The sequence below is a fragment of the Alicyclobacillus sp. CIJ1 genome (assembly GCF_057538885.1).
Map to the genome: position 1 here is coordinate 1 of NZ_BAAJPH010000101.1, position 21,427 is coordinate 21,427.

Annotated in this window: 27 protein-coding genes and 1 tRNA gene; 23 read left to right on the forward strand and 5 right to left on the reverse strand. The window is 55.7% G+C overall.

Annotated features, from left to right (window positions below; translation table 11 throughout):
* Together AC27E8_RS06655 and AC27E8_RS06660 are read left to right on the forward strand one after the other, a co-directional pair.
* On the forward strand, window positions 1–1,108 hold a 1,108-nt coding region (locus tag AC27E8_RS06655; protein ID WP_487111400.1), incomplete at its 5' end, for an ArdC-like ssDNA-binding domain-containing protein.
* Window positions 1,109–1,273: 165 nt separating this feature from the next.
* Window positions 1,274–1,861 carry a DUF433 domain-containing protein gene (locus tag AC27E8_RS06660; RefSeq protein WP_487098656.1) on the forward strand — a complete coding sequence of 196 codons (588 nt, stop codon included), beginning with the start codon at window positions 1,274–1,276 and terminating at the stop codon, window positions 1,859–1,861.
* On the opposite strand, the gene AC27E8_RS06665 is transcribed toward AC27E8_RS06660, so the two are convergent.
* Window positions 1,848–2,666: a Dam family site-specific DNA-(adenine-N6)-methyltransferase gene (locus AC27E8_RS06665; protein WP_487098651.1), complete on the reverse strand. Its 819-nt coding sequence runs from the start codon at window positions 2,664–2,666 to the stop codon at window positions 1,848–1,850. The two genes, AC27E8_RS06660 and AC27E8_RS06665, sit on opposite strands and share 14 nt — an antisense overlap.
* Before the next feature lie 55 nt (window positions 2,667–2,721).
* On the opposite strand from AC27E8_RS06665, the gene AC27E8_RS06670 reads away from it, so the two are divergent.
* Together AC27E8_RS06670 and AC27E8_RS06675 are read left to right on the forward strand one after the other, a co-directional pair.
* On the forward strand, window positions 2,722–3,066 hold the full coding sequence (locus tag AC27E8_RS06670) for a hypothetical protein (RefSeq protein WP_487098650.1): 345 nt from the start codon (window positions 2,722–2,724) through the stop codon (window positions 3,064–3,066).
* A gap of 79 nt (window positions 3,067–3,145) precedes the next feature.
* On the forward strand, window positions 3,146–4,225 hold the full coding sequence (locus tag AC27E8_RS06675; protein ID WP_487098649.1) for a glycoside hydrolase family 130 protein: 1,080 nt from the start codon (window positions 3,146–3,148) through the stop codon (window positions 4,223–4,225).
* A gap of 232 nt (window positions 4,226–4,457) precedes the next feature.
* On the opposite strand, the gene AC27E8_RS06680 is transcribed toward AC27E8_RS06675, so the two are convergent.
* The gene (locus tag AC27E8_RS06680; protein WP_487098648.1) at window positions 4,458–5,003 is read right to left on the reverse strand and encodes a GNAT family N-acetyltransferase; all 546 of its coding nucleotides are present in this window, start codon (window positions 5,001–5,003) and stop codon (window positions 4,458–4,460) included.
* A 229-nt stretch (window positions 5,004–5,232) separates the two neighbouring features.
* Here AC27E8_RS06680 and AC27E8_RS06685 point away from each other — a divergent pair, with 229 nt between their 5' ends.
* From AC27E8_RS06685 to AC27E8_RS06695, 3 genes are all read left to right on the forward strand, one after another.
* Window positions 5,233–5,859, forward strand: coding sequence for a sigma-70 family RNA polymerase sigma factor (locus tag AC27E8_RS06685; RefSeq protein WP_487098647.1), 627 nt, complete (start codon window positions 5,233–5,235; stop codon window positions 5,857–5,859).
* A 110-nt stretch (window positions 5,860–5,969) separates the two neighbouring features.
* Window positions 5,970–6,383: a hypothetical protein gene (locus AC27E8_RS06690; protein WP_487098646.1), complete on the forward strand. Its 414-nt coding sequence runs from the start codon at window positions 5,970–5,972 to the stop codon at window positions 6,381–6,383.
* A 226-nt stretch (window positions 6,384–6,609) separates the two neighbouring features.
* Window positions 6,610–6,682: transfer RNA gene (locus tag AC27E8_RS06695), tRNA-Thr, on the forward strand.
* 58 nt (window positions 6,683–6,740) lie between these two features.
* On the opposite strand, the gene AC27E8_RS06700 is transcribed toward AC27E8_RS06695, so the two are convergent.
* Window positions 6,741–6,899 (reverse strand): hypothetical protein, encoded by a 159-nt coding sequence (locus tag AC27E8_RS06700; RefSeq protein WP_487098645.1) that lies wholly within the window; start codon window positions 6,897–6,899, stop codon window positions 6,741–6,743.
* A gap of 172 nt (window positions 6,900–7,071) precedes the next feature.
* On the opposite strand from AC27E8_RS06700, the gene AC27E8_RS06705 reads away from it, so the two are divergent.
* The 3 genes from AC27E8_RS06705 to AC27E8_RS06715 all read left to right on the forward strand — a co-directional run bounded on the left by AC27E8_RS06705 (window position 7,072) and on the right by AC27E8_RS06715 (window position 8,069).
* Complete coding sequence (locus AC27E8_RS06705; protein ID WP_487098644.1) at window positions 7,072–7,455, forward strand: gamma-glutamylcyclotransferase family protein; 384 nt, start codon at window positions 7,072–7,074, stop codon at window positions 7,453–7,455.
* A gap of 80 nt (window positions 7,456–7,535) precedes the next feature.
* Complete coding sequence (locus AC27E8_RS06710; RefSeq protein WP_487098643.1) at window positions 7,536–7,733, forward strand: hypothetical protein; 198 nt, start codon at window positions 7,536–7,538, stop codon at window positions 7,731–7,733.
* 48 nt (window positions 7,734–7,781) lie between these two features.
* Window positions 7,782–8,069 (forward strand): hypothetical protein, encoded by a 288-nt coding sequence (locus AC27E8_RS06715; protein ID WP_487098642.1) that lies wholly within the window; start codon window positions 7,782–7,784, stop codon window positions 8,067–8,069.
* 45 nt (window positions 8,070–8,114) lie between these two features.
* On the opposite strand, the gene AC27E8_RS06720 is transcribed toward AC27E8_RS06715, so the two are convergent.
* A complete protein-coding gene (locus AC27E8_RS06720; protein WP_487098641.1) occupies window positions 8,115–8,732 on the reverse strand; it encodes a hypothetical protein in 618 nt (205 codons plus the stop codon).
* Window positions 8,733–8,747: 15 nt separating this feature from the next.
* Window positions 8,748–9,236 carry a hypothetical protein gene (locus tag AC27E8_RS06725; protein WP_487098640.1) on the reverse strand — a complete coding sequence of 163 codons (489 nt, stop codon included), beginning with the start codon at window positions 9,234–9,236 and terminating at the stop codon, window positions 8,748–8,750.
* A gap of 1,005 nt (window positions 9,237–10,241) precedes the next feature.
* On the opposite strand from AC27E8_RS06725, the gene AC27E8_RS06730 reads away from it, so the two are divergent.
* The 13 genes from AC27E8_RS06730 to AC27E8_RS06790 all read left to right on the forward strand — a co-directional run.
* A complete protein-coding gene (locus AC27E8_RS06730; RefSeq protein WP_487098639.1) occupies window positions 10,242–10,778 on the forward strand; it encodes a hypothetical protein in 537 nt (178 codons plus the stop codon).
* A 487-nt stretch (window positions 10,779–11,265) separates the two neighbouring features.
* A complete protein-coding gene (locus tag AC27E8_RS06735) occupies window positions 11,266–11,865 on the forward strand; it encodes a hypothetical protein (protein WP_487098638.1) in 600 nt (199 codons plus the stop codon).
* Window positions 11,866–12,180: 315 nt separating this feature from the next.
* On the forward strand, window positions 12,181–12,594 hold the full coding sequence (locus AC27E8_RS06740) for a hypothetical protein (protein WP_487098637.1): 414 nt from the start codon (window positions 12,181–12,183) through the stop codon (window positions 12,592–12,594).
* A 318-nt stretch (window positions 12,595–12,912) separates the two neighbouring features.
* Window positions 12,913–14,274: a ParB/RepB/Spo0J family partition protein gene (locus AC27E8_RS06745; protein WP_487098655.1), complete on the forward strand. Its 1,362-nt coding sequence runs from the start codon at window positions 12,913–12,915 to the stop codon at window positions 14,272–14,274.
* A 100-nt stretch (window positions 14,275–14,374) separates the two neighbouring features.
* Complete coding sequence (locus tag AC27E8_RS06750; protein ID WP_014464556.1) at window positions 14,375–14,848, forward strand: hypothetical protein; 474 nt, start codon at window positions 14,375–14,377, stop codon at window positions 14,846–14,848.
* 22 nt (window positions 14,849–14,870) lie between these two features.
* Window positions 14,871–15,362 carry a hypothetical protein gene (locus AC27E8_RS06755; RefSeq protein ID WP_487098636.1) on the forward strand — a complete coding sequence of 164 codons (492 nt, stop codon included), beginning with the start codon at window positions 14,871–14,873 and terminating at the stop codon, window positions 15,360–15,362.
* A gap of 338 nt (window positions 15,363–15,700) precedes the next feature.
* Complete coding sequence (gene iscB / locus AC27E8_RS06760) at window positions 15,701–16,984, forward strand: RNA-guided endonuclease IscB (RefSeq protein ID WP_487098635.1); 1,284 nt, start codon at window positions 15,701–15,703, stop codon at window positions 16,982–16,984.
* A gap of 319 nt (window positions 16,985–17,303) precedes the next feature.
* The gene (locus AC27E8_RS06765; RefSeq protein ID WP_487098654.1) at window positions 17,304–17,810 is read left to right on the forward strand and encodes a DNA cytosine methyltransferase; all 507 of its coding nucleotides are present in this window, start codon (window positions 17,304–17,306) and stop codon (window positions 17,808–17,810) included.
* A 654-nt stretch (window positions 17,811–18,464) separates the two neighbouring features.
* Window positions 18,465–18,818 (forward strand): DNA adenine methylase, encoded by a 354-nt coding sequence (locus AC27E8_RS06770; RefSeq protein ID WP_487111402.1) that lies wholly within the window; start codon window positions 18,465–18,467, stop codon window positions 18,816–18,818.
* A 2-nt stretch (window positions 18,819–18,820) separates the two neighbouring features.
* Window positions 18,821–19,243 (forward strand): hypothetical protein, encoded by a 423-nt coding sequence (locus AC27E8_RS06775; protein WP_487098634.1) that lies wholly within the window; start codon window positions 18,821–18,823, stop codon window positions 19,241–19,243.
* Window positions 19,237–19,770 (forward strand): site-2 protease family protein, encoded by a 534-nt coding sequence (locus AC27E8_RS06780; RefSeq protein WP_487098633.1) that lies wholly within the window; start codon window positions 19,237–19,239, stop codon window positions 19,768–19,770. The genes AC27E8_RS06775 and AC27E8_RS06780 overlap by 7 nt, the downstream gene beginning before the upstream one ends.
* A gap of 228 nt (window positions 19,771–19,998) precedes the next feature.
* Window positions 19,999–20,937 carry a phosphodiester glycosidase family protein gene (locus AC27E8_RS06785; protein ID WP_487098632.1) on the forward strand — a complete coding sequence of 313 codons (939 nt, stop codon included), beginning with the start codon at window positions 19,999–20,001 and terminating at the stop codon, window positions 20,935–20,937.
* 174 nt (window positions 20,938–21,111) lie between these two features.
* The coding region (locus tag AC27E8_RS06790) for a BRO-N domain-containing protein (protein ID WP_487111398.1) at window positions 21,112–21,427 on the forward strand (316 nt) is incomplete at its 3' end.

The window sequence follows — 21,427 nt, forward strand, 5'->3', positions numbered from 1 at the left end:
GGCGCGCGTGCCGCGATACAGCTTTCACAATGTCATGCTGATTTACGCCCAACGCCCGAACGCGTCGTGCGTCATGGGCTACAAGAAGTGGCAGGAGTTCGGGCGTCACGTCATGCGCGGCGAGCGGGGCATCAGCATCCTGACGCCGGTGATCAAAAAGCTCCCGAAGGAGGACGAGCACGGCGAGCCGATGCTTGACGAAAATGGCGAGCCGATCTTGGAGCAAAAGATTGTGGGTTTCAAGACGGTGACGGTGTTCGACATCTCGCAGACGGACGGCGCGCCGATTCCGGTGCTGGATGAGCGAATCGAAGGCGATCGGCATGTGGAGCTCCGAGATCGGTTGATGCGTGTGATTCGAAGCAAAGGGATCCCGATCTCTTACGAATCCCGTCAGCGACTGCACGGCGCGAATGGTGTCTACCACTTAGAGGACCGAAAGATCAGCCTGTCCGACGGGCTGTCGCCGGATCAGGAGGCGAAGACGCTGATCCACGAGTACGCGCACGCGCTGATGCATGCCGATTTCGATGATCGGTTCACGGTTGTCGAAGGCACAGGGCCATCACCCGAGCGTCAGCAGATGGAGATCGAGGCGGAGGCGGTCGCGTACTGCGTGGCGTCGGCGTTTGGATTCGACACCAGTGACTACTCGGTGAGTTATGTATGGGCGTGGTCCGGGGGAGACAAGCGCAAGTTGCGTGCGAGCCTCGAGCGGATCACCAAGACGGCTCAGAAGATTATCGAGGAAATCGAGCACGCTCCGTCTAGCCAGCAGCGATCGGCATCGTCCCCGGCTTCTTCACTCACACGGGTGCAAGGCCGTGCGATGGAGAATGGGCAGCCGGTGTTTCGTGATTATGGGGTGAACGAGCTCATCTCGCACGCTCAATCCGGTGAGGTGGCGATTGAGACCAAGCGGTACAAGTTGAATGGCCGCGAGATCGTGGCGGGCGAAGGCGGAGGTGTTGCATCGTTCACCGCAGGCGGTGACTACGGTACGCTGGAAACGCGTGATGGCAAGCTGATCTTGCGGACGCAGGTGCGTGGCGAACCAGCGGAGGTCGAGATCGATCCTCAGGATGTGAGGATGGTGACGTTGCTCTGAGAGCCAAAACAACTCCGCCGCGCCAACCGTGACGGGGTGGACGCGGCGGAGTTGTGTACACACGTGTCGCGAGCGGGTAATTGAGCTTGCGCTCGAATCGAGTGTAAAACATCACCATGTACACGTCAATCGAAAGGGTCTGAGGAGGAAACATACGGCGTGTTGATGCGAGACATTCCGCTTTACACGCTTTCGGAAGTTGATCGACTGGTCGGCGTTATGCCTGGGACCGCAAGTCGATGGTTACGACGTTCACGCACGGACGGCGTATCGTTTGAAGAGTTGATTGAGGTCCTGATTGTGAGCGTCTTCAGAAAGCAGGGCTTGTCGTATCGGGACATACGGAGCATGAATGCCGAGTGTGAGAAGACGCTTCGGATTTCATGCCCTTTCACAAGTTGGGCGTTCCGAACATGCGGAGCGCAGGTTCTAATGGAGATCAAAAGGGATTTCCCTTGGAAGAACGCATTAGAACCCATTTTCGTCCATTTAGACTATGACGAGGGCCGAGTATCTGCGTGGTGGCCTCTCGGGCGCAGTGCTGGAATTCGAATAGCGCCTGAATGGGGCTTCGGTCGTCCGGTGATCGCCCGTCGAGGCATCCGAACCGACATTCTTCAGGAACGTCGAGAAGCGGGCGACAGTATTGCTGATATCGCCGGGGACTATGGGCTCACACCGGCGGAAGTCGAAACGGCACTGCATTTCGAGGAGTGTTACATGAAAGGCGTCGCCAACACTAGCTTGTTCTGAACACCACAAGAATTTCCTCAGCGACGCGCTTGGCGTGAGGATGTTGGTTCCCAACGTTTCTTGGTGCCTTCACGGAGACAATCGTCGCACCTTGATAGAGAGATTCCGTTTCAGGCGTGCGGTGGTTCGAGATCGCCACGGTCACACCACGGCGAGCGAGCTCACGCGCACATTCAGCCAGCGCCATGTGGTCGTGCCACGAGAAGCTTCCCGGTGCGTATTCGGTGAAGTTCGCCGTGTTGGACAGTGGCACATAGGGCGGATCACAGTAAACGACGTCGCCAGGGCGCGCCTCGGACATCAGATCGCGAAAGTCGGCGTGGATGAACGTGGCGCGCTTGGCGTGTTCGGCAAACAGGCGCATCTCTGCTTCTGGGAAGTAGATTCTCGTCCGATAGCCGAACGACGTGTTGAAGTGGCCGCGGCGGTTGTAGCGCGTAAGGCCGTGGATTCCGTGGCGGTTGAGGTACACAAAGAGCGTCGCTTTACGCCACGGATCCATCGTGCTGTTGAACTCGTCCCGGAGTTCGTAGTAGCGATCGGGCGTATTGTTCTCAGGCACGAACAGCGCGCGGCAGGCGTCGATGAAGACGTCGCCGTAAGCCTGGAGTGTTTGATGTACTAGGATCAGGTCTTCGTTGACGTCACCAATCAGGTATTCGGGATAGTCGGTGTTGAAAAACACCGAACCCGCGCCGACGAAGGGCTCGATCAGCCGACGGCCGGGCGGCAGGAACGCGCGCAGGGCGGAGATGATGTGGGATTTGCCGCCGGGCCATTGGAGATAGGAGCGACGGACGGTCATGGACTGCACCTCCATCTGGGAGGGGGATGGAGGGCAAAGCAAGGGAGGCGATCACATGTCGTTCGAGCAAACTCTTCTGCAAGAATGGGTTCTACAGATGTTGGAAAATGCGCGCCGACATCAGCGGAAACGAGCGCGCCAACCATCTAACGATTACGAGCGTGGCGCGGTGAAGGCGTACTATGAAATGCTGAAATCGTTGCGAAACACGCTTGAGACGTTTGGTCAGGACTTTCGCGTGTATGGACTGGATGTTGATCTGGAGGAAGAACTGCTAAGTCTACGGCGGATTGGGCGGCGAGAGCTGCGCCGAAGCATTCGCGATGTGGCGGGCGCGTGGAAGGAGCATGAACAAGAGATTCGAGAAGAATTGAAAGAAATTTTGGGCCGCGAGTGGTAAGCGACGTAACTCGCGGCTTGTTTGTCGTACAATCCACCCATCGGTGGAGACAAATCCACTCGTATGGGAGGAATCCATGATGCCCGCCGTTCGCTATCCCGAAAATCCCCTGATCACTCCTCACGACGTCCCACCCTCTCACCCCGACATGAAGGTCATCGGCGCGTTCAACGCGGGCGTGGCGCGGTACCAGGGAGAGACGATCCTCGTGCTGCGCGTCGCGGAACAGGCGGTCGCCGATGACGACACTGTGGGCGTCCCCATCTACAACGCGGAACGGAAGTCTGTCGAAGTCCATCGCGTCAGTCGGAAAGATCCACGCTTCGACTTGTCGGATCCCCGCGCCGTGCGGCGCAGGGACACGTTCGAACCCATTTGGCTCACGTCCATGTCGCACCTACGGCTGGCGCGAAGCCGCGACGGTCGGCATTTTACGGTGGAGGAACAGCCGTTTCTCGCTCCTGAGACGCCTTATGAGGCCTTCGGCGTGGAAGATCCGCGGGTTGCGGAGATCGACGGCGTCTTCTACATCACCTACACCGCCGTATCAGAGTACGGCATCGCGGTGGGGCTCGCGGCAACGCGAGATTTTCGCGAAGTCCAGAGGTTCGGACTCATCCTGCCGCCGGAGAACAAGGACGTGGTGTTGTTTCCGGAACGCATCGGCGGTCGGTACTATCTGCTGCATCGACCCGCGCCCAAGAGCATGGGTGATCTGGACATCTGGCTTGCGTCGTCGTTGGATTTGGGGACCTGGGGTCGGCATCAGCGGTTGATGGGCAGAAGACCCGGTATGTGGGACGGCGCGCGTGTCGGAGGCGGCGCAGTGCCGATTCGGACAGACAAGGGCTGGTTGGTGTTGTATCACGGAGCAAACGAACGGAACGAGTACGCGATGGGGGCGTGCTTGCTCGATTTGGAGGATCCGTCGAAGGTCATTGCACGGTCGACAGAGCCGATTCTGAAGCCCGAAGCGCCTTATGAACTCAACGGCTTCTTCGGTGGCGTGGTGTTCTCGTGTGGCGCATGGGTCGAAGGGGACGTTGTGCATCTTTATTACGGGGTATCGGACGAGGCGATGGCGGGAGCGGACCTGTCGATGGGAGACATCTTCGAGGCACTCACTGGCGTGGATTCTATGAATCCAGTGACGATTTAGAGGAATGTTAGTAGACTATAGGTAGGCACCACCTTGGGGGTCACTCCCTGCCCGTTTCTCACGACGGGGAGGGGGTGGGGTCATGGACGTAATCAGCACATACTGCAATTGCTGATCCAATCCGGATCGTTGCTGGTATCGCTGTTGACGTTCGTATTGACCCTGGTTCTTGCTCTGAAACGCAAGTAGACCGCCCCCATTGGTTCGCCTACAACAGAGAGATACGTCGCTATTAGTTCATTAACTTCGTGCGTAACGACGCAAGGTCACGCCATCCGTAAGCAGACTCGTACAGGTGTTGGTTCCCAATCTCAACGGTCTTATTTCGGACTAATTGTCCACCCAGCGACTCATAAAAGAGACGAGACGGATTGTCACTCAGCACCCATACCATCAACCCATGAAAGTTGTTGGAAGCCAGATGAGAAACAACGTGTCCGAAGAGTCGTTTACCAATTCCTTTCCGTTGATATTCCTGGAGAATGTAAATCGCATACAATTCCCCGTCATAATCGCAGTCGCCAGAACGTTCGGGACCGCCATCCGCAAAACCGATGATCTGCCCTACCTCATTTTCGGCAACGAACATGGCATATTCAGCGGGATTTTTCGCAAAACGGTTTCGCCATCGTTCTTCACTTCTGTCATAGGACAGACTTTCTAGGAACTCCTCCTGTACGATTCCTTTGTAAGTGGTTCTCCAACTGTCAACGTGAACTTTTGCAACACCTGCTACATCGTCGGGAACCGCTTTTCGAATCGTCCAATTAGTGCCCATGAAATTACCTCCGTGATGCAGCGCCGTGTTCAAATTCGAATCGAAACCCGTGGGGCGGTCTCTTGCCTGCAAGTACTATTACGGGCAGGGACACTGCCCAGGCGTCGGTGCCCGAGCGTCGGAGCCGCGAACTCCGGCGCTCTTTTCAGTTTTAGTGTACCATATTGCGGATATTCGACAATGTGCCATCTGCCCTGCACTGCCCCCACAAGTGGGGTGAGTCGTTTCGATGGACACGGTGGTGTTTGCTGCAAATTCGGGTGACCAGGACGCCTTCACGACGCTCTATCACGAGTTTCGCAGCAAGCTGCGACATTGGACGAAGAAATATTGGATCCCGGGTGCCGACCGAGACGACGTGATGCAGCATGCACTGATTGGCCTGTGGGAGGCCGTACGGGACTACGACGGGCGCGTGCCGTTCCTCGCGTTCGCAAAAATGTGCGTTCTCCGCGAGGTGCAGGCGGTGCTCCGGATGGCGCGGCGGCAAAAACACTACTGGCACTTGACGGCGCTGTCACTAGATCGGGAGTGTCCTTGGATCGACGACGAGGACAAGACGGTGCGGGACGTGTATGTCGATCGTGCAGCACCGAGCGTCGAGGATATAGTGCTGGATGAAGGACTTCGCGACGATGCTACGGCGGATGAACTCGTGCAGTGGGCTGAAGAGCATTGGGGACTGCGATTCACGGAACTGGAACGCGATGTGTTGAGACTTCGGCTCGAGGGCTACTCGTATGCGGAGATCGAGCGGCGCATTGGGCGAGGGCATAAGTCGATTGGCAACGAAATCCAGAGGGTAAGAAAGCGGGTGAGAAAGGCACTTGAGGCGAGAAAATTGACGTTCGCCTGATCAACTCGTCTTGATGTGTTCGTCCGAAACGACAACGCCATGAGGAAGTTGTCCAAGAGTTAAGCATCAATTTTGTCCTGCACTCCCCCAATATCTGAGGGGGTGTTTTTGTGAAGCCGGAGCTTCAAGCTCAGTTGGACAAACTCTTGGAACTGCGCGATGGTTGGCTGGACGGCGAGGGCCGTGCGCCGAATAAGCAGCGGCTGAAACGCTTGTTTCGGATGCTGGACACGTTCTACCCGTCGCGACTTCCGGTTCCGTATGTGTATCCGACGCCAGATGGCAATGTGCGGCTTGAGTGGGACATCGTCAGGACGGAATGGTCGATGGAAGTGGATCTCAACACGTACCGTGGCAAACTGCATGGGTTATGGCTGGATTCGGGTCAAGACGTTGAGGCCGATTACAACGTGGCGCTTCATTCGGATCGTGAAAGGTTGTTCTTCAAACTGTGGAGACAACAGTTGTTCGAGGAGGCAAATCAATATGCAAGACGACGAGCAGACGATGGACAAATTTCATAAACGCATTGCCGATTTGGCCGGGGAATTGGTATACTTTCAATATAGTAGGAGGCTGAACCCCATCTTGGTTCGGTAGCATGCCCGTTGCATGTGCAATCCTATCATAGGGTTTGGAATTCTCCAAACGCCCTCCCAACGCTGTGGAGGTATCGGGACTGAACCCGAGCCAGACTCGGTAGTAGGCCCCAATCGGCCCGGTGTTTCGCGAGCATCGGGCCTTTATCATGCCCACGTAGCTCAACAGGCAGAGCAGCCGCCTTGTAAGCGGCCGGTTGCAGGTTCGAGTCCTGTCGCGGGCTTAGCCTGTAGACGCATATGGATGTGTGTGGTACGATAATCATGAACATAGCAGGAGGGTTAACCCCTCCTGCGACGGGTTTGTGGCTTCCCCGCCTTTCGGTAGCGCGCGAGGCGGGGATTGCCGTTTAAGGCCCGCAGGATGTCTGTGAACGCGTGCCCGATTCGGGCAAGGCTCCAGCCCACCGCTACGAGCACCACAGCAATGTGTTGCCACATCCCTCTCACCCCCTTCCTACGAAGGGGGTGCCCAAGAGAGGTTTCCCTCCCAAGACAAGCCTATCACGAAGGTCCCAGACTTTCAATAGAATTTGGATGATGTGCTTTATTGACCCATATACAGGTTGAAATTAGAATTGAAGCTAAAATTGCGTTAGGGAGGGGCGTGTGCATGGGCGTGCATACCGTGTTTGTATACGGCACATTGCGGAAAGGCCAGTCCAATCGAGCGGTGATGGAACCGTATCTGGTGGCGGACCTGGGCGAGGGTCAGATCCGCGGTGCGATGTACGACCTCGGGCCGTTCCCGGCGGCGACGCTGGAGGAGGACGGCGTGGTCACGGGCGAGTGGGTCAGGGTGACGGACGAGGGCCTTGCGCGATTGGATCGTCTTGAGCATTATCCGACCTTTTATGATCGAGTCATTGTCTCGGACACGGTGAATGGGCTTCGGGGCTGGGTGTACTGCATGGCGAAGCGCAAAGTGGACGGGTACGCGAGAGTCGAGAATGGGGACTGGGTAGCGCATCAAGCGCAGCAAGCGGCCGTTCGATGAACATTCGCGGCGACCGTATAATCTCAGAATGTGGTTTTTGTCTTACAAACCCCCTCTAAGTAGAAAGGGGGTTTTTCTTTATGTATGTGTCCGACACCACGATGCAGGAACTGATCGAGGAGTACCGTGCTCATCGTCGTCTGCTCTTGGCGCAGTTACGGGAGATGGATCGTTCGGCTCGGGAGCGTCAACGGGTGTTCCAGCGCATCAGGTCGATGTCCTGGCCGAAGTGGATGCGGCTGGGCCTTGAGCAGTGCGCGGGCTGTTGGCAGTGCTAAGAACTATGCGGTTCGTTGGGGCGAAGGCCACGATGAGGGTGGTTAAGGATGACAGAGCTTGAGATCTTGGCACTGAGACTGGCCTGCAAAGCGCGGATCGAAAGGGACGGAACCGTCACAGTGCCGTTGGACGACGTGATCACATTGCGGCGTGTGCTCGTTGACGAGATGATGAGCAAATTGACTGCGATGGGATGGACAGAGTCTGCTCGAGAAGACGGTCGCGTGGTGATTTTTAGCAAAGGCGGGCGAGAGGTGTGGCTTCTGCTTGATCCCACCTTTGGAGACTGGGGGATTCGCATGTCGGAGGCGATTCGGGAATTGATGTGGGGCTAACCGCCGCCGAGCGACTGTGCGCTCAGGCGGCGGTCGCTTCAGAAATCAGGAACTCGTCGAAGTGGAAGAGGTCGACGTCGATGTGGTGGTCGGCGTTCCACCAAGGTCGATGATGGCACGCCTCAGTTCGTTCTCCAGACGATTTTCCAGCGACCAGACTTGAGCCAACTGCGAACTGGTCGGACTTGAAGCGTTCTCGACTGTGCTCAGATCGTTACTGAAGTTCGTGTAGTCGGTTGAGATCTGCTGTTCGAGGTTCGACAGCGAGTCGGTGCTCCGAAGTTGGCTCTCGGCCTGTTGGATCTCCTGCTCAATCTGCTGGATCGTCTGCTGCGCGTTGCTGACGCTGGTGGCGCTTTGCAGGTTCGAGATGTCCGTTTGCAGTTCGGAGATCAGGTTCGTAATCGCGCTGGGCAATGTGGAGGTGTTCGACGAGCTTGGCAGTAGGGACTCATATTGCTGGTACAAGGTGTTGACGATCGACGCGTTGGCTTCGACTTGTTGGAGCGAAACCGCACGGCTCGGGATCCGGTCGAACGGCGCACGATTGGTGAAGTGCATGCCGCCGCGCGTAGCTGCGAAAGCGGTGGGAGCGGCGAACGAGACAACGGTGCCAAGCGCAAGCGCTGCGGTTGTGCCGATTGCAAGGATTCGTTTACGCATGATCAATCAGCCTCCTTACGAAGTTTTCTTCGTCGTGCTGGGTTTTGTGCCTGGATGGCCAAACGGCATCATGTGCTTGCCTTCGACGAAGTTCTTGACCATGGTTGGCAGGTTCGATTCCATTCGGCTCGCCATCGTGCTTGAAATCTTGCCACTGGTTTCCTCCGTCTTGATGTAGCCCTTCATCTCGGTCTCCAGTTTTGCGATGAGCTTGGCTTCAGAGATCTTGCGCGCTGCCGCGACACTCGCGACGGTTTTACCGCTCTTGAGGTCGGCCTGAAGGGTGGAAACGGAAATACCAAGATCTTTGGCCGCCTGAGTCATCATCTCTTGTCCGAGCATCGGGCCGTGGAAACTGCCCGGCGGAAACGGACGGTGGGACGAAGTCGACGTGTGGCTGGTTGTTGAGTTGGTGGCTGCAAGAACCGTGTCGCCTGATACGCCGAGGAACGTCAAGACCGCCAACGACGCCGCGGCATAGGCCAATCCGTGTCGTCTCTTCATTATTGGATGCCCCTCCTATGTCGAGGAAAATCTATCCGCTATCAAAGTACGGGATAGGTATTGAAACTCCATTGAAATGTCCGTCGCGACATGTCGTGATGTTTGTATCGATGTGATGGACGTGTTCGAAGATGACTTTTGTGGAAGACGGCGAAAAAATGCCCTGCATCGCAAGGTTAAGATGCAGGGTACAAGAAGGGGGTGCATAACTAAATCAACCGACCGCTTCACAACCGCCAGTCTACATGAATTATGCGACATGTTCGATAAAAAACAACCCCCGAACATCGTTTCGCCCCGACCTTGGACGGTAAGGTCGGGGCGAAACGAAGGAGCGAATCGTGGCCAGCCTGAGGTTAGCACGTTCCGTCGCAATAACAGTATAGACCACAGTGTAAGTCGAAACTTGTCGTAGACTGGCGAAGTTTTGGTTCGAACATGTCAACATCCCTGCACCGCCGCCCCGGCGCGCAGGGATGTTGAGTGGAAGAATCGGGGTATGGCCGACCGCTTGCCATCGCGTCGCCAGCTTACTTCGATACGTCATCCATCAAGGGAGTGCCAACCCTTACACCCAACTTCGCTCCGGTTCCCGCATCCATAGGGGGCACAGCCTCAGGAACCGGAGCCGTGTGAGAAAGGAGCCGAATGCACTTGGAGCATGGCGCGTGTCGGCCTAACCTCAGGTTAGCCCATCTGTAGGTGTCGATCCTTGGAGTGGTCTGTCGAAATCTTGGGTTTGTCGGTCATCAATTGAGTGAACGTTGACTTAGTAACTGTCGAGATGTCTGGCGACGCACCTAATCGTGAGGAAATTCGCGGTCTACGCGAGTTCAGTACAGTGCAACACAATTGTGTCTTTTTGGGGATGGTGAAGATGAAGAAAGTTATAAAAAACTTTGTCTACGCATTCTGTAACACCTTGGTTCCTATCGATGTTGCCGCTGGTTTTATAGAATTGAATTCGTATTTATCACCACGTTTAGATAAAAATGAATTTATGATTTGCACGACTCGAAGTACGTCCTTGTCGAGCGTGAACGGCTCGAACGGCTGGAGCGCGTCGTTGAATGCGCAAGAGACATCGCTCTTTCCGCGCCTGAGTTCTTCGACCCGCGATACTACGAGTATCGGGTTAGTGGTGAAGACATGGAAGATCTCATCGCCGCGGTTTGTGAGTTGGCTCAGCAGGACTGGGATTTCACGATTCGCAATGCTGCCGGTGATGAGTGGAGAATCCGTTACCATGCGCAACCGATTCGAGGTATCATTCGCGCTCGGGCACAAGTCCAGGGAGGCGGCTGGGAGTCTGCAATGTGGAACAGACTCGCGCATCGATACGGTTGGGAGCAAGAAACGCCGCCGAACGAGGGCGGCTGTTGGATATGCCATCGCGCCACCGGCGATGATTGGCTGTTCAGCATGGAATACGACTGCCACGTGCACAAGTCGTGTCTTGAGCGTGCCGAGCCGGATGAGGAAGTGGAGCTCATACGCCAGGAACTTGGAATCGAACCACGGACGAACAAGACGAACATTTGATTCGATTCCCAATTACAAACGGCGATGGGTAAACACAAGTGGCTTTTAAACACTACGCCCCCCTGCCTAAAAAGACAAGGGGGGTATCGAAAGGAGCTCAATGACGCCGCCCCGCGTCACCAGCTCGCCTTTATCATAGAATGGACGCTTGCAAAAGTCTATTGGTGTTTTTAAATGTTTTGGTGCTCCCAAAAGAAAACAGGAGCGCCTAATAGAAGATTGGGGGGCTTCTGTCCTTGGTTTGACGATAACGGTACACACCCAAACCAAGGGGGAGGTGAGAAGGAATCGCACGTGACCATACATACAAAACGTACCCTAGTCATACTTCCAGTCTAACACCGAGCCTGAGTCTAGATCGATGGATGAACCTCCTCCGCCTAGACGCAAAGCGACAGGCGGTGGAGGTTCATTGATCGAAGCCGCTCTGCAAACGATACGGGGCGGTTTTTGTCGTGCATTCCACCTCATACTGGGAGGGATGCACATGTCCAAATCGAAGTTGGCCGCATTGCTCACCGCCTCGGCGCTTCTTTTGACGGGATGTTCTACTGCCACGTTGTTAGGCGCTGCAAACGACACAACTCCTGTGAAGCCCAAGCTCACGCCGCAAGAAATCGCGGCCTACAAGGCGGTGCTGTTGTATCCGATTCCTCATAATCACGAAACCATCGAAGATTTTCTCCAAACATTGGGCAACGACGTGGGTGACACAGTGTATCTTCGTCCTTACACGTTTGGTGATACCGTGATTGTCCAGATCCGTTTCGGGCATGACTTCGACATCGACTTCGCCTATCAGAACGGCAAGGTCGAGCCTGCGGATCAGGTGAGCCAAGCGCTGCTTCAGGGCGACGTTGGCGAGGCATTCACGGATGCGATGAGTGCGTACGAGTCGGCGCAGCAGGCTAATGCAAACGGAGGAGAGTTCTTCCCGGTCTTCATTCCGATGGTGGTCGGCGGTGGTGGATATAGCAGCGCAGGTCGCTATAGCGGTGGCAGTGCGGGGCGATTCAGCAGTGCGGGGCGCGTGTCGAGATCCTACAGTGGCCGAGGTGTTTCTAGCACGGCGGGAGGTGACGAATGAATGGAACTCTTTATTGATTACGGCGTGGATCAAGCGGAACATAGTGTTCTGTTTCTGGATAAATCGAAGAGGTGGATTGTCACGTTCTCGAACGGACCGATGAGCGTGCAGGTTACGTTGAGCGAGGCGGAATTGCGGCAAATTGCACGGGATCTATTCAAGGCGCGACGACAACCGAGCAGAAGCTTGTTGGGACGATAGGCGCGATGGTAAGGCGCCGACCTCACGATTCACGCATAGCCCCCACTCTAAATGCGTACACTATGTGCATAATGTACATTCTTGTGCTATGATGCGAGGTGGAGGCGAATGCTGATGAGTACGGTATTGAACGCGACGGACGTGCGCAAGGACTGGGGGCGTTTCATTGACACGGTCGTTCGCAAGGGTCCGCAGCTTGTAAAACGTAACCGCGACAAATTCGCGGTGGTCTCTGTCGAACACTTACGGGCACTTCTGGACGGATATAGGCTGAAGATGGAGATTCATCAAGAGGAAGACGGAACGTATACGGGCACGTTGGACGTATTCGATGTGGTCGCAAACGCACCGACCATTGAAGAACTGAAGGTTGAATTGGCGAAGGAGGCTGTGGAGTACGCCAACGAGTACATGGAGGAGTTCTCGATGTACTTCCATAGTCCCAATCGGAAACGCCACGCCCCGTATGTGTTGAACGTTCTGCTCCAAGACGATTTGGAGGGCGTGGTGGGATTGCTGGATGCCTAGTTGGAAAGACCTCAAGCGGTTCTGCGAGAACGATGGGTGGGAACTGTACAAAGACACAGATCACTACCACTATCGAAAGATTATGCCAGACGGCACAATCAAACGGACCAAGGTGTCAAAGGGAACGGGCGAAATCAAGGGGTATTTGTGGAAGGAAATTCTGAAGAAGCAATTGCAAGTTACACAAGAGTATTTTAACAGCAAAATTTGAACGACCGAGCGCCTGCCTGTCGTCCCGGTAGGGAGATCAGGTGGGCGACTTGTTTGGAGAGCACATATGCGTCCTACACTTCACGCTGGGATGAGGAGGTCGGTCTCATGAGCGAGATGAGCATCCATCGTCTGAAGCCCCACCTGAAGAACGTTGAATACTACGCCGATCTGGATGGGGAGAAGTATGAAGAGCTGAAGCGCAGCATTGAGGCGCATGGGATCCGGGATCCTCTCAAAGTTCTGCCTGACGGGACGATCATCGCCGGTCACCAGCGCTGGCGCATTGCGAAGGAACTGGGGCTTGAGCGGGTTCCGGTCGTGATCTATGACGTTCCGGAGCAGGAGGCGGAATACCTTCTCATTGCCGATAACGAAGAGCGACGCGGAGAAGACCACGACCCGATGCGCAAAGCGCGAAGGGCGAAGTTTTTGGCGGAGTATTGGGGAGTCAAGCATGGCGGGACACGAAATGTTTCGAGTAGCGAAGTACCAAGTCGCCAAATTGGCGACTTGAAAACCCTGAAGGATATTGCTGAAGTGGTGGGAGAAAGCGAACGAACCACGGAACGCTTGCTTAAACTTAACAACCTTATTCCGGAGTTACAAACTCTTGTATCCTCCGGCAAACTTGGTACCAGCGCCGCCGAGCAGTTGGCCTACTTGAGTCCCGAGATTCAACGCAGTCTGTTCGATGCACTGGGAGAGGAAATCGCAAACCGTACGTTCGCAGAGACTAAGGAATTGCGGCGGAGACTTGAAGAGGCCGAACGTCGCGACCAGGAAACGGCGCGGTTGCAGGCGGAACTCGCGGAGTTACGCGAGCAAGGGCGCGAGGAAGATCGTCAGAAGATCGAGCAGTTGGAACGTCGAATTCGGGACCTCCAGGCTCAAAGTTGGCGCGTGGTCACGCTGGAGCAGGAGCTGACCGCGTTGCGGGAGCGCGGTCGAAAAGAAGACCGCGAGCGAATTGCCGATTTGGAGCGGGAGATCGAGGAACTCAAGAATCGGCCTGTGGAGCGCGTCGAGGTGGTGCCGGATTCGGTTCAGCAGGAGATCGAGGCGTGGAAGCGGCGGGCGGTGGAGATCGAGCAACAAAAACGCGAACTCGAATCGAAGTATCAAGCGACTGAGCAGTTGCTGGCCAGGTACGAACAAAAGATCCAGGAGTTACGCCAAGGCGCGCCGGTCGTACAATTCCAAGTGCCACCCGCGCTGCAAAAGATCGAAGATGAACACGAGGCTCGCGCTCAACGTCGCAAACTCTATACGAAGCTGGAACGCGCGGTCATGGATATTTGGACGGTCTGTCATCAAACGGGCGGCGAGGTGGACTGGATTGTGGACGAGTTCTATCGACAGCAACGAGTCGGGCCGAACGGCATGGACGGGTTTGAGGAGGTCAGCGCGTTTCTGGCCAAAATTGTCGACGCACTTCACGCCATTCAGCGACCGAGACTGCTGAAATAGCACATGGGACATATCGGCGGCGTTCCCGGGGGCATCGGGATCGTCGCCGTTTTGTTTTGTCCTGCAACTCCCCATCTGGTGAAAGGGGTGTGTTCGCCAGATGGCGCAAGGACAAGAGCAAATGCTGGTGTATCCAATGGAGATGTTGCAGGAGTTGTCCTATCGCATCACCTTCACTGACAAGAAGACCGGGAAGCAGAACCGCGATCTCGTGGAGCCGTATGCACGCAGGGTGTTCACGCCCGAGAAGGGATGGAACGCGTTCTACAACGACTATTACTGCACAGCGCTGCGCAGGATACGAGTCTTAGGCAGGAAGGTTCGGGCGATGGTGCCGTATCGGCAACAAGGCGCCAAGTTCGCGCATGCGACGTTGCCGTTTGCCGACTTGGAGACGTTGGTCAAGCAGAAGCAGTATTTGGAGACGATGATTGCGGCGTTCATGGACGAGGCAAAGTACATTGACGACCTGATCGCCTATCAAGTCCAGCACGGCAAACCTGCGGGCGTATTGGTGGACGGCAGGATTGCGGATTTGCTGGATGGGCAACAGCCCGTTTCGTTAACGATGTAAACCGCGGTCGGAGGGACGAGAAATGAACAAGGACATGGAGTCTGTGATTTTGGAATTCCATCAGAAGGCGTATGAGTTGGTACGGGCGCATGCTGATGCCACCGAAGAGGAGATCGCCAAACTTGGGGAGCCTCTTGTAGACGAATACTTTCGCAAACTGCTGGATACGGATCCGCTGACCCACTATGCGCAACTGGAGTACATGCGCAGTTTGACGGAACGCGCGCGGGTGGAGCTCGAATACATCGTGTGGTACCTGGAGCACAAGGATCGCATTCCATCGGATGTGGAACCGTTGTATTCTGATTTTCTTGCGATGTTCGAAGAGCGCGGGTGGGACTTATCGCGGATTCGATGGCTGTTGGAACAGTTGGAGAACGAGATTGACGAGATCGATGTCGAGACTCGACGTTTTCTGGATGCGCATAACCAACAGCTTACGCAGATGCTGCTCGATGATCGCGTCTACGACTTTGTCAAGAAGATGCTGAAGAAGAGGAACATTATGGTTTAAATATTTATAAAATGGTAAACTGAGATTGGCACCAACCTTTGTCAACCACCTCACGGCTAAAGCCGGGGGCTTGCGATGAGCAGGCCCGTCAATCGCACTATAGCATGATGCCGTGAGCCAAAAGGCTCGAGGTTGACCAGCCTCAGCCAGGGCCGTAGGGCCATCGGGCTACGTTATCTCGGTCATGACACCCTGGAGTGCGCGAGCCAGCTCTAGGCCCTGTCGCGGGCGGTTAAACAGGCGTACGGGGGTCGAAGCCAGTGCCGCTCGCATGACAAGCCGGGATAACATTGGCGAGGCTCACGTAACCGCCATATGGCGAGATGGAGGTAACTCTTATGAAACAGAATCGCGTTCTGGTGTTGGACACCAACCGAAGACCGCTCATGCCGTGCCATCCGGCGCGCGCGAGGCAACTGCTCAAAGCGGGCAGAGCATCCGTGTTCCGGCGGTATCCATTCACGATCATTCTGCATGATCGTGACGGCGGCGACGTTCAACCAACGCAACTCAAACTTGCACCTGGTTCAAAGACCACAGGCGTGGCGCTTGTTGCGGAATTTCAGCGCGGGAAGACGGTTGTGTGGGCTGCCGAAGTTCAGCATCGCGGCGATCAGATCCGACAGGCGCTGTTGAGAAGGCGAATGTTGCGTCGAGGTCGCCGATATCGCAAGACCCGTTATCGCAAACCGCGCTTCGACAATCGTCGACGGCCAGAAGGCTGGCTTCCGCCGAGCCTGATGAGTCGGGTGCACAACATCGAAACGTGGGTCACGCGCCTACGGCGTTGGGCACCGATCGCACATCTCTCGATGCAATTGGTGAGTTTCGACACGCAAAAGCTCCAGTACCCGGAGATCAGCGGCGCGGAATATCAGCAAGGCACACTTTACGGGTACGAAGTTCGGGAGTACCTGCTGGAGAAGTGGGACCGCAAGTGCGCGTACTGCGGCGCTGAGAATGTGCCGCTTGAAATTGACCACGTGATTCCGCGTTCTCGCGGTGGATCTGATCGCGTATCGAATCTGGTGCTTGCCTGCCACCGATGCAATCAAGCAAAGGGTAATCGGCCTGTGGAGAAGTTCTTGGACCATGACCAAGAACGGCTGCATTGGATTCAGGCGCAGTTAAAGGTTTCGCTTCGCAATGCTGCGGCGATGAACGCTACGCGATGGGCGGTGTATCGTCGGCTGAAGGCTACTGGGTTGCCTGTTGAAGCCGGAAGCGGCGGTCGGACGAAATACAACCGATTCTCGCAAGGTTATCCAAAGGCAAAGTGGATTGATGCAGCCTGCGTCGGAGAGTCTGGGCAGCACGTTCGTCTGGATACACAGATGCAAGTTCTCACGATTGTGGCAAAGGGCCATGGGAAGCGACAACGCTGCATGACAGACAAATACGGATTCCCGAGAAGCCACGCACCGTCTTCGAGAACGTACATGGGTTTCCGCACAGGCGATCTGGTACAGGCGCATATCCCGCGAGGGAAGTACGCAGGGACACATGTCGGGCGCATAGTCATTCGTCATAGACCGAGCTTTAGATTGAATGGATTCGATGTGCATCCCAAGTATCTTACAATCCTGCAGCGAGGCGATGGATATGCGTACGCGATGGAATGATTCCGGCGCCTCCTCCCCACGGCTAAAGCCGGGGGCTCCCAGCGCCGTACAGGTTAGTGGCACTGATCACCTTGCTGAAACGCAAGTAGCCGCTCCCAACGGTTAACGCCCTTGGGACGGCTACTTGCCCGCAACACGAATACGGGCAGGGGCAACGCCCGAGGCGTTGGTGCTCGGGAGTCGGTGTTGGCCGCACCGGCTCCTGTTTTCATGTTTAGTCTACCATAAGGTCAATATACCTGGAAGGCTTGACCGAAGTGGAGACTTGGAGACTTGCCCTGCAAGCCACGCACGATCAGGAGGATGATGCGTGGTGAACATGGTGAGCCTTTGCAGTGGTGTCGGGTGCATCGATTTGGCGGCTTCGTGGTTTGGGATCCGGACAGTCTTGTTCTGTGAGATTGACCCTTATTGCCAAAAGGTGCTTCGGAAGCGTTTCCCAGATGTTCCGATCATCGCGGACATCCGGGATGTGACTGCGGAGAAGGTGCGTGAGGTGACGGGACTTGACCAGATCGACATCGTTTGTGGAGGGTGGCCCTGTCAGCCGCACAGCGTGGCCGGGAAGCGATTGGGCGCTGAGGACGAACGGGATCTTTGGCCCGAGTTCCGGCGAGTGCTTCGCGATCTTAGGCCCCGATGGTTCGTGGGCGAGAATGTGCCAGGGATCTTGTCAACTGATGCTGGACGGTTCTTTGGAACCGTTCTCCGGGACCTGGCCGAAATCGGGTTTGATGTACGATGGGGCGTGCATGGCGCATGTGACGTGGGTGCGCCGCATCGACGGGAGCGAGTGTTCTTGCTGGCCTACGCCGATGAAAAGTGACGTTGAGGGAGGGCGCACTTTGCCGTTGGGGACATCGATTACTGGCGTTTGTCCGGATGGAACGAAAGTTACTGTCGGGCTCCCGAACGCCGTCGTCATGCTATCCAATCGTTGGCCCACACCACAGACGCGTGATTATCGTTCAGGTGACGCTTCCGATTCGGCGAGAGCAAAGCGTAAACGCGAGGAAGGATGGTCACCGAACCTTAATGATGCAGTCCTTTGGGGAACGCCAAAATCTAGCGAGTATAAAGGGTCTTCGGCATATGGGACGAAAGCGTGGGCGCGGGACATCGAAAGACGGAACCTCAAGGCTCAAGTGATGGAGCCTAGTCATCTAGGGCAGTTAAATCCGGATTGGGTGGAATGCCTGATGGGACTACCCGTCGGATGGACAGACATCAACGTGGATAACGACCAATTACGGCATGTACCGTGGCCCGCCGGATTCGGCCAGAAGCAGTTTGAGTGGGAACCGCCACGGACGACGACGGAGCGTCGTCACCGCGTTGCTCGACTCAAAGCTCTTGGGAATGGCGTAGTGCCTGCGCAGATTGCTCCGGTCTTTGCTGAGTTGATTCGGTTAGAGCGCGAGCGCCGCAGAAATCAGTAGCTCGATGCCCTGCACCACCACCGTCTATAGGGGTGGTGTTTTTGACGTTGGAACAAGACCTCTCGTCGTTTACAGCGCTCATGCACGATCACGTGGGCTTGGCGCGCCAAAAGCCGCGGCGAAGGCGAATCGCGTTTGGTTGGTACGGCGGCAAGTACAGTCACTTGGCGTGGCTCCTGCCGCTGTTGCCGCGAGCGCATCACTATTGCGAGCCGTTCGGAGGCTCGGCAGCGGTCTTACTGAACGTCAGAACACGAAGCCGCCTGCCAGGTTACCTGACAGGCGGCTTCGTGCCGTACCGAGAATCCCAGTGTTCGGCCTTCGTTGAGGTGGACGATGGCCTTGGTCATAAGGATAACAAAACTCCTGCGGTTCAGAAAAGGAGGAGTTATTGAGCATGAGAGCAAAGATGGAATTGTGGTACATGGCGCTTTGCGGAATCTGGGTTGTAGGGCACTTTGTCCATCTCAGTGTCTGGGAGCGTGTGATGTGCGGATTGGCTTATTTGCTCCTGTCATGGCTGTTCTACTTGTCCATCAAGGTCAATGACCTAGATCGCACCGATCCGTTAGGCGTGTTGTATGTATTGGGTCCGTATGGAATGTTTTTTCTCTCGTTGGCGATCACGCCGAGCATCCCTGTGATAGCACTGATTCCGATTTATTTCGTTTGGGGCTGGATCAGCACGTCTTACGCGGGACATTTCGCGTTTGAGAAGAAGGGCGGCAACGAACTCGAAATTTTAGCAGTGGTCGTGTTTCCGCACGTCGTGGTGTGGGAAGATTTCCATCTTGAGGAATTGGGGAAGAAGGTATGCTGAGTGGAATTTTGTGCGTGTTGTCTGAGATCTTGCACACGTTTCTTTGCACCTTTCCTCGCACGCTTGTCGGCTGGATTGTGGCATCGGCCACCGTGTGGCTACAGTTGTACGTCCGGATCATCATCCACGAATTAGGGCATTATGTTTTACGTCGGGCGTTTGGCGTTCCCACCGAACGAGTGATCTTCGGCAGCGGCAAGAAATCGCTGCGAATCGGACGCTTTGAGTTTCGGCCTCTCCCGTTGGGTGGATACAATCTTCCGTATACGTATTGTTCGGAGATCTCTGTAAAGAAGAAAATCTGGGTGTATCGTGCTGGCATGCTGGCGAACTTTCTCACGATGTGGTTGTGGATCCGGAATCCCTTCTGGGTGCTTATCAACCTGTGGGCCATCTGGGTGGATTCGCGTGTCAACGTGCAGCAGGAGACGGGATATGTGTCCGACGGAGCCTGGATTGCGTTACTGCGAGGAAGGTTTCGTTTGCCGGAAGGATTCGATCCCTGTAAGACGCCGCCACAAGTATAAAGCCTCTTCTCTCCTCTCGTTTTCTCGTGTTGCACGAATTTGAGAACCCCCAGTAAACTAGGAGTTGCATGCCAAAGTTGGGGGAGAGGGTTCATGTTCGTTGCGCCACTGGTTGATCTTGTTTCACATCATCCTGTGCATTCCACACATTCCGCAGTCCATCGCGTCTCCTCCGCACCCAGTTCCCAAGCTATTCAGGTGCGTTCCCTTATCGTGGACGGAGAGCCCGTGAACGAGGTCATCATCGATGTTCGAGATCCGCACATTGAGGTTCAACCCGCTATCGCAAATCGCGAGCTTGGCACCACGGCTACGCTGGCTCAGATTGCCCAGCAGAATCACGCCATCGCTGCGATTAACGGCACGTTCTTCGACGCGGGTGGCGATAATTTCCCGGCCGGGGCTTTGGAAATCAATGGCCAATTCGTGTACAACGACAAAGGCACGCTTCTCGGCATAGGCACTCAAGGCCAGCTTACGATGCTGCGGGCGACCGAGGAGCTGTCGCTGAACGTGTATGATCCAACGAATCCGATCAGCAACATGTGGCCCTGGTTTCTCAACACTTTGAGCACTAATCCTATGCGGATCAGCGTGTTGACGCCGTTCTACGGGCCGCGCACTCGCGAATCCTCGTCTGTCGTGGCCGAAGTGGAGAATAACAAGATCGTTGCGATCCACGACGGCATCACGCCAATTCCAAGCAATGGCTACGACATCGAGATCGGCGCGGGTGAGGCGAAAACACCCATCATGCAACGGGTGCACGTGGGGGATCGGGCAGTGTGGGGAGACACCGTGGTTTCACTGGACACAGGAAAGACGGTGCCCTTCAGTGCATATCCGAACGCCATCGGTGCCGGTCCCATGTTGCTTAACAATGGCCGCATCGACATCGAGCCGGCAAAAGAAGGACTGGATAACTATGAAGTCGTGGACGCGGTGACACTGCGCTCGGTGGTCGGGTTCAACTCGTCCGGGCAGTTGGTGTTTTTGACGATTCACGACGCGAATGTATACCAGGAAGCGCAGATTGCCAAAGCGCTCGGTTTGACGTACGCGATGAACCTGGACGGCGGGAGTTCCACGGGATTGTGGTATGAGGGGCGGTACTTGACGGTTCCGCAGCGCACATTGGCAACTGCGATTGTGGTTGAGGAAAAGTAGGGAATTTGACATGACATCAGGCCCTGCGTCGAAGATAGCGGCGCAGGGCCTTTCGACGTTTACGCCGCGTTTTGCCTGTCATCGTCAGGATAGTTGAGAAGGTGTGTTGGAGGTGGATTGGCCCATCTGGGTTTTGCCCTGCACCTGCTCCTCTTTTGGAAGGAGAGATCTCTCATGCAACAAACCTGGGCGGTCTTTGCGAATGGCACGCAGGTGCGTGTGTTTTGGGTTGATGGCGAACCATTGTTTGACGCTGTTGGCGTGTGTGAGGCCGTAGGATTGCACAAGGTGGAAAAGGCGCTCCGAAGATTGGACGACGATGAGAAGGACACGTTGATTGTCGAAGGCCTGGACGGGCAGGAAGAGATCCCGGTGGTGCGTGAGACAGGCGTTTTGCGTTTGGCCCTCGTGGGTAAGGACGAATATGCACGCGCGATCCAACGGTGGGTGGCGCACGAGTTGATGCCAAATGCCACGGATCCAAAAGTCG

Bases quoted from the DNA above. Each gene is read 5' to 3' on its own strand.
- AC27E8_RS06660 (WP_487098656.1), top strand. From the start codon at position 1,274: ATGCGAGACATTCCGCTTTACACGCTTTCGGAAGTTGATCGACTGGTC.
- AC27E8_RS06665 (WP_487098651.1), bottom strand. From the start codon at position 2,666: ATGACCGTCCGTCGCTCCTATCTCCAATGGCCCGGCGGCAAATCCCAC.
- AC27E8_RS06670 (WP_487098650.1), top strand. From the start codon at position 2,722: ATGTCGTTCGAGCAAACTCTTCTGCAAGAATGGGTTCTACAGATGTTG.
- AC27E8_RS06675 (WP_487098649.1), top strand. From the start codon at position 3,146: ATGCCCGCCGTTCGCTATCCCGAAAATCCCCTGATCACTCCTCACGAC.
- AC27E8_RS06680 (WP_487098648.1), bottom strand. From the start codon at position 5,003: ATGGGCACTAATTGGACGATTCGAAAAGCGGTTCCCGACGATGTAGCA.
- AC27E8_RS06685 (WP_487098647.1), top strand. From the start codon at position 5,233: ATGGACACGGTGGTGTTTGCTGCAAATTCGGGTGACCAGGACGCCTTC.
- AC27E8_RS06700 (WP_487098645.1), bottom strand. From the start codon at position 6,899: ATGTGGCAACACATTGCTGTGGTGCTCGTAGCGGTGGGCTGGAGCCTT.
- AC27E8_RS06705 (WP_487098644.1), top strand. From the start codon at position 7,072: ATGGGCGTGCATACCGTGTTTGTATACGGCACATTGCGGAAAGGCCAG.
- AC27E8_RS06710 (WP_487098643.1), top strand. From the start codon at position 7,536: ATGTATGTGTCCGACACCACGATGCAGGAACTGATCGAGGAGTACCGT.
- AC27E8_RS06715 (WP_487098642.1), top strand. From the start codon at position 7,782: ATGACAGAGCTTGAGATCTTGGCACTGAGACTGGCCTGCAAAGCGCGG.
- AC27E8_RS06720 (WP_487098641.1), bottom strand. From the start codon at position 8,732: ATGCGTAAACGAATCCTTGCAATCGGCACAACCGCAGCGCTTGCGCTT.
- AC27E8_RS06725 (WP_487098640.1), bottom strand. From the start codon at position 9,236: ATGAAGAGACGACACGGATTGGCCTATGCCGCGGCGTCGTTGGCGGTC.
- AC27E8_RS06735 (WP_487098638.1), top strand. From the start codon at position 11,266: ATGTCCAAATCGAAGTTGGCCGCATTGCTCACCGCCTCGGCGCTTCTT.
- AC27E8_RS06740 (WP_487098637.1), top strand. From the start codon at position 12,181: ATGAGTACGGTATTGAACGCGACGGACGTGCGCAAGGACTGGGGGCGT.
- AC27E8_RS06745 (WP_487098655.1), top strand. From the start codon at position 12,913: ATGAGCGAGATGAGCATCCATCGTCTGAAGCCCCACCTGAAGAACGTT.
- AC27E8_RS06750 (WP_014464556.1), top strand. From the start codon at position 14,375: ATGGCGCAAGGACAAGAGCAAATGCTGGTGTATCCAATGGAGATGTTG.
- AC27E8_RS06755 (WP_487098636.1), top strand. From the start codon at position 14,871: ATGAACAAGGACATGGAGTCTGTGATTTTGGAATTCCATCAGAAGGCG.
- iscB (WP_487098635.1), top strand. From the start codon at position 15,701: ATGAAACAGAATCGCGTTCTGGTGTTGGACACCAACCGAAGACCGCTC.
- AC27E8_RS06765 (WP_487098654.1), top strand. From the start codon at position 17,304: ATGGTGAGCCTTTGCAGTGGTGTCGGGTGCATCGATTTGGCGGCTTCG.
- AC27E8_RS06775 (WP_487098634.1), top strand. From the start codon at position 18,821: ATGAGAGCAAAGATGGAATTGTGGTACATGGCGCTTTGCGGAATCTGG.
- AC27E8_RS06780 (WP_487098633.1), top strand. From the start codon at position 19,237: ATGCTGAGTGGAATTTTGTGCGTGTTGTCTGAGATCTTGCACACGTTT.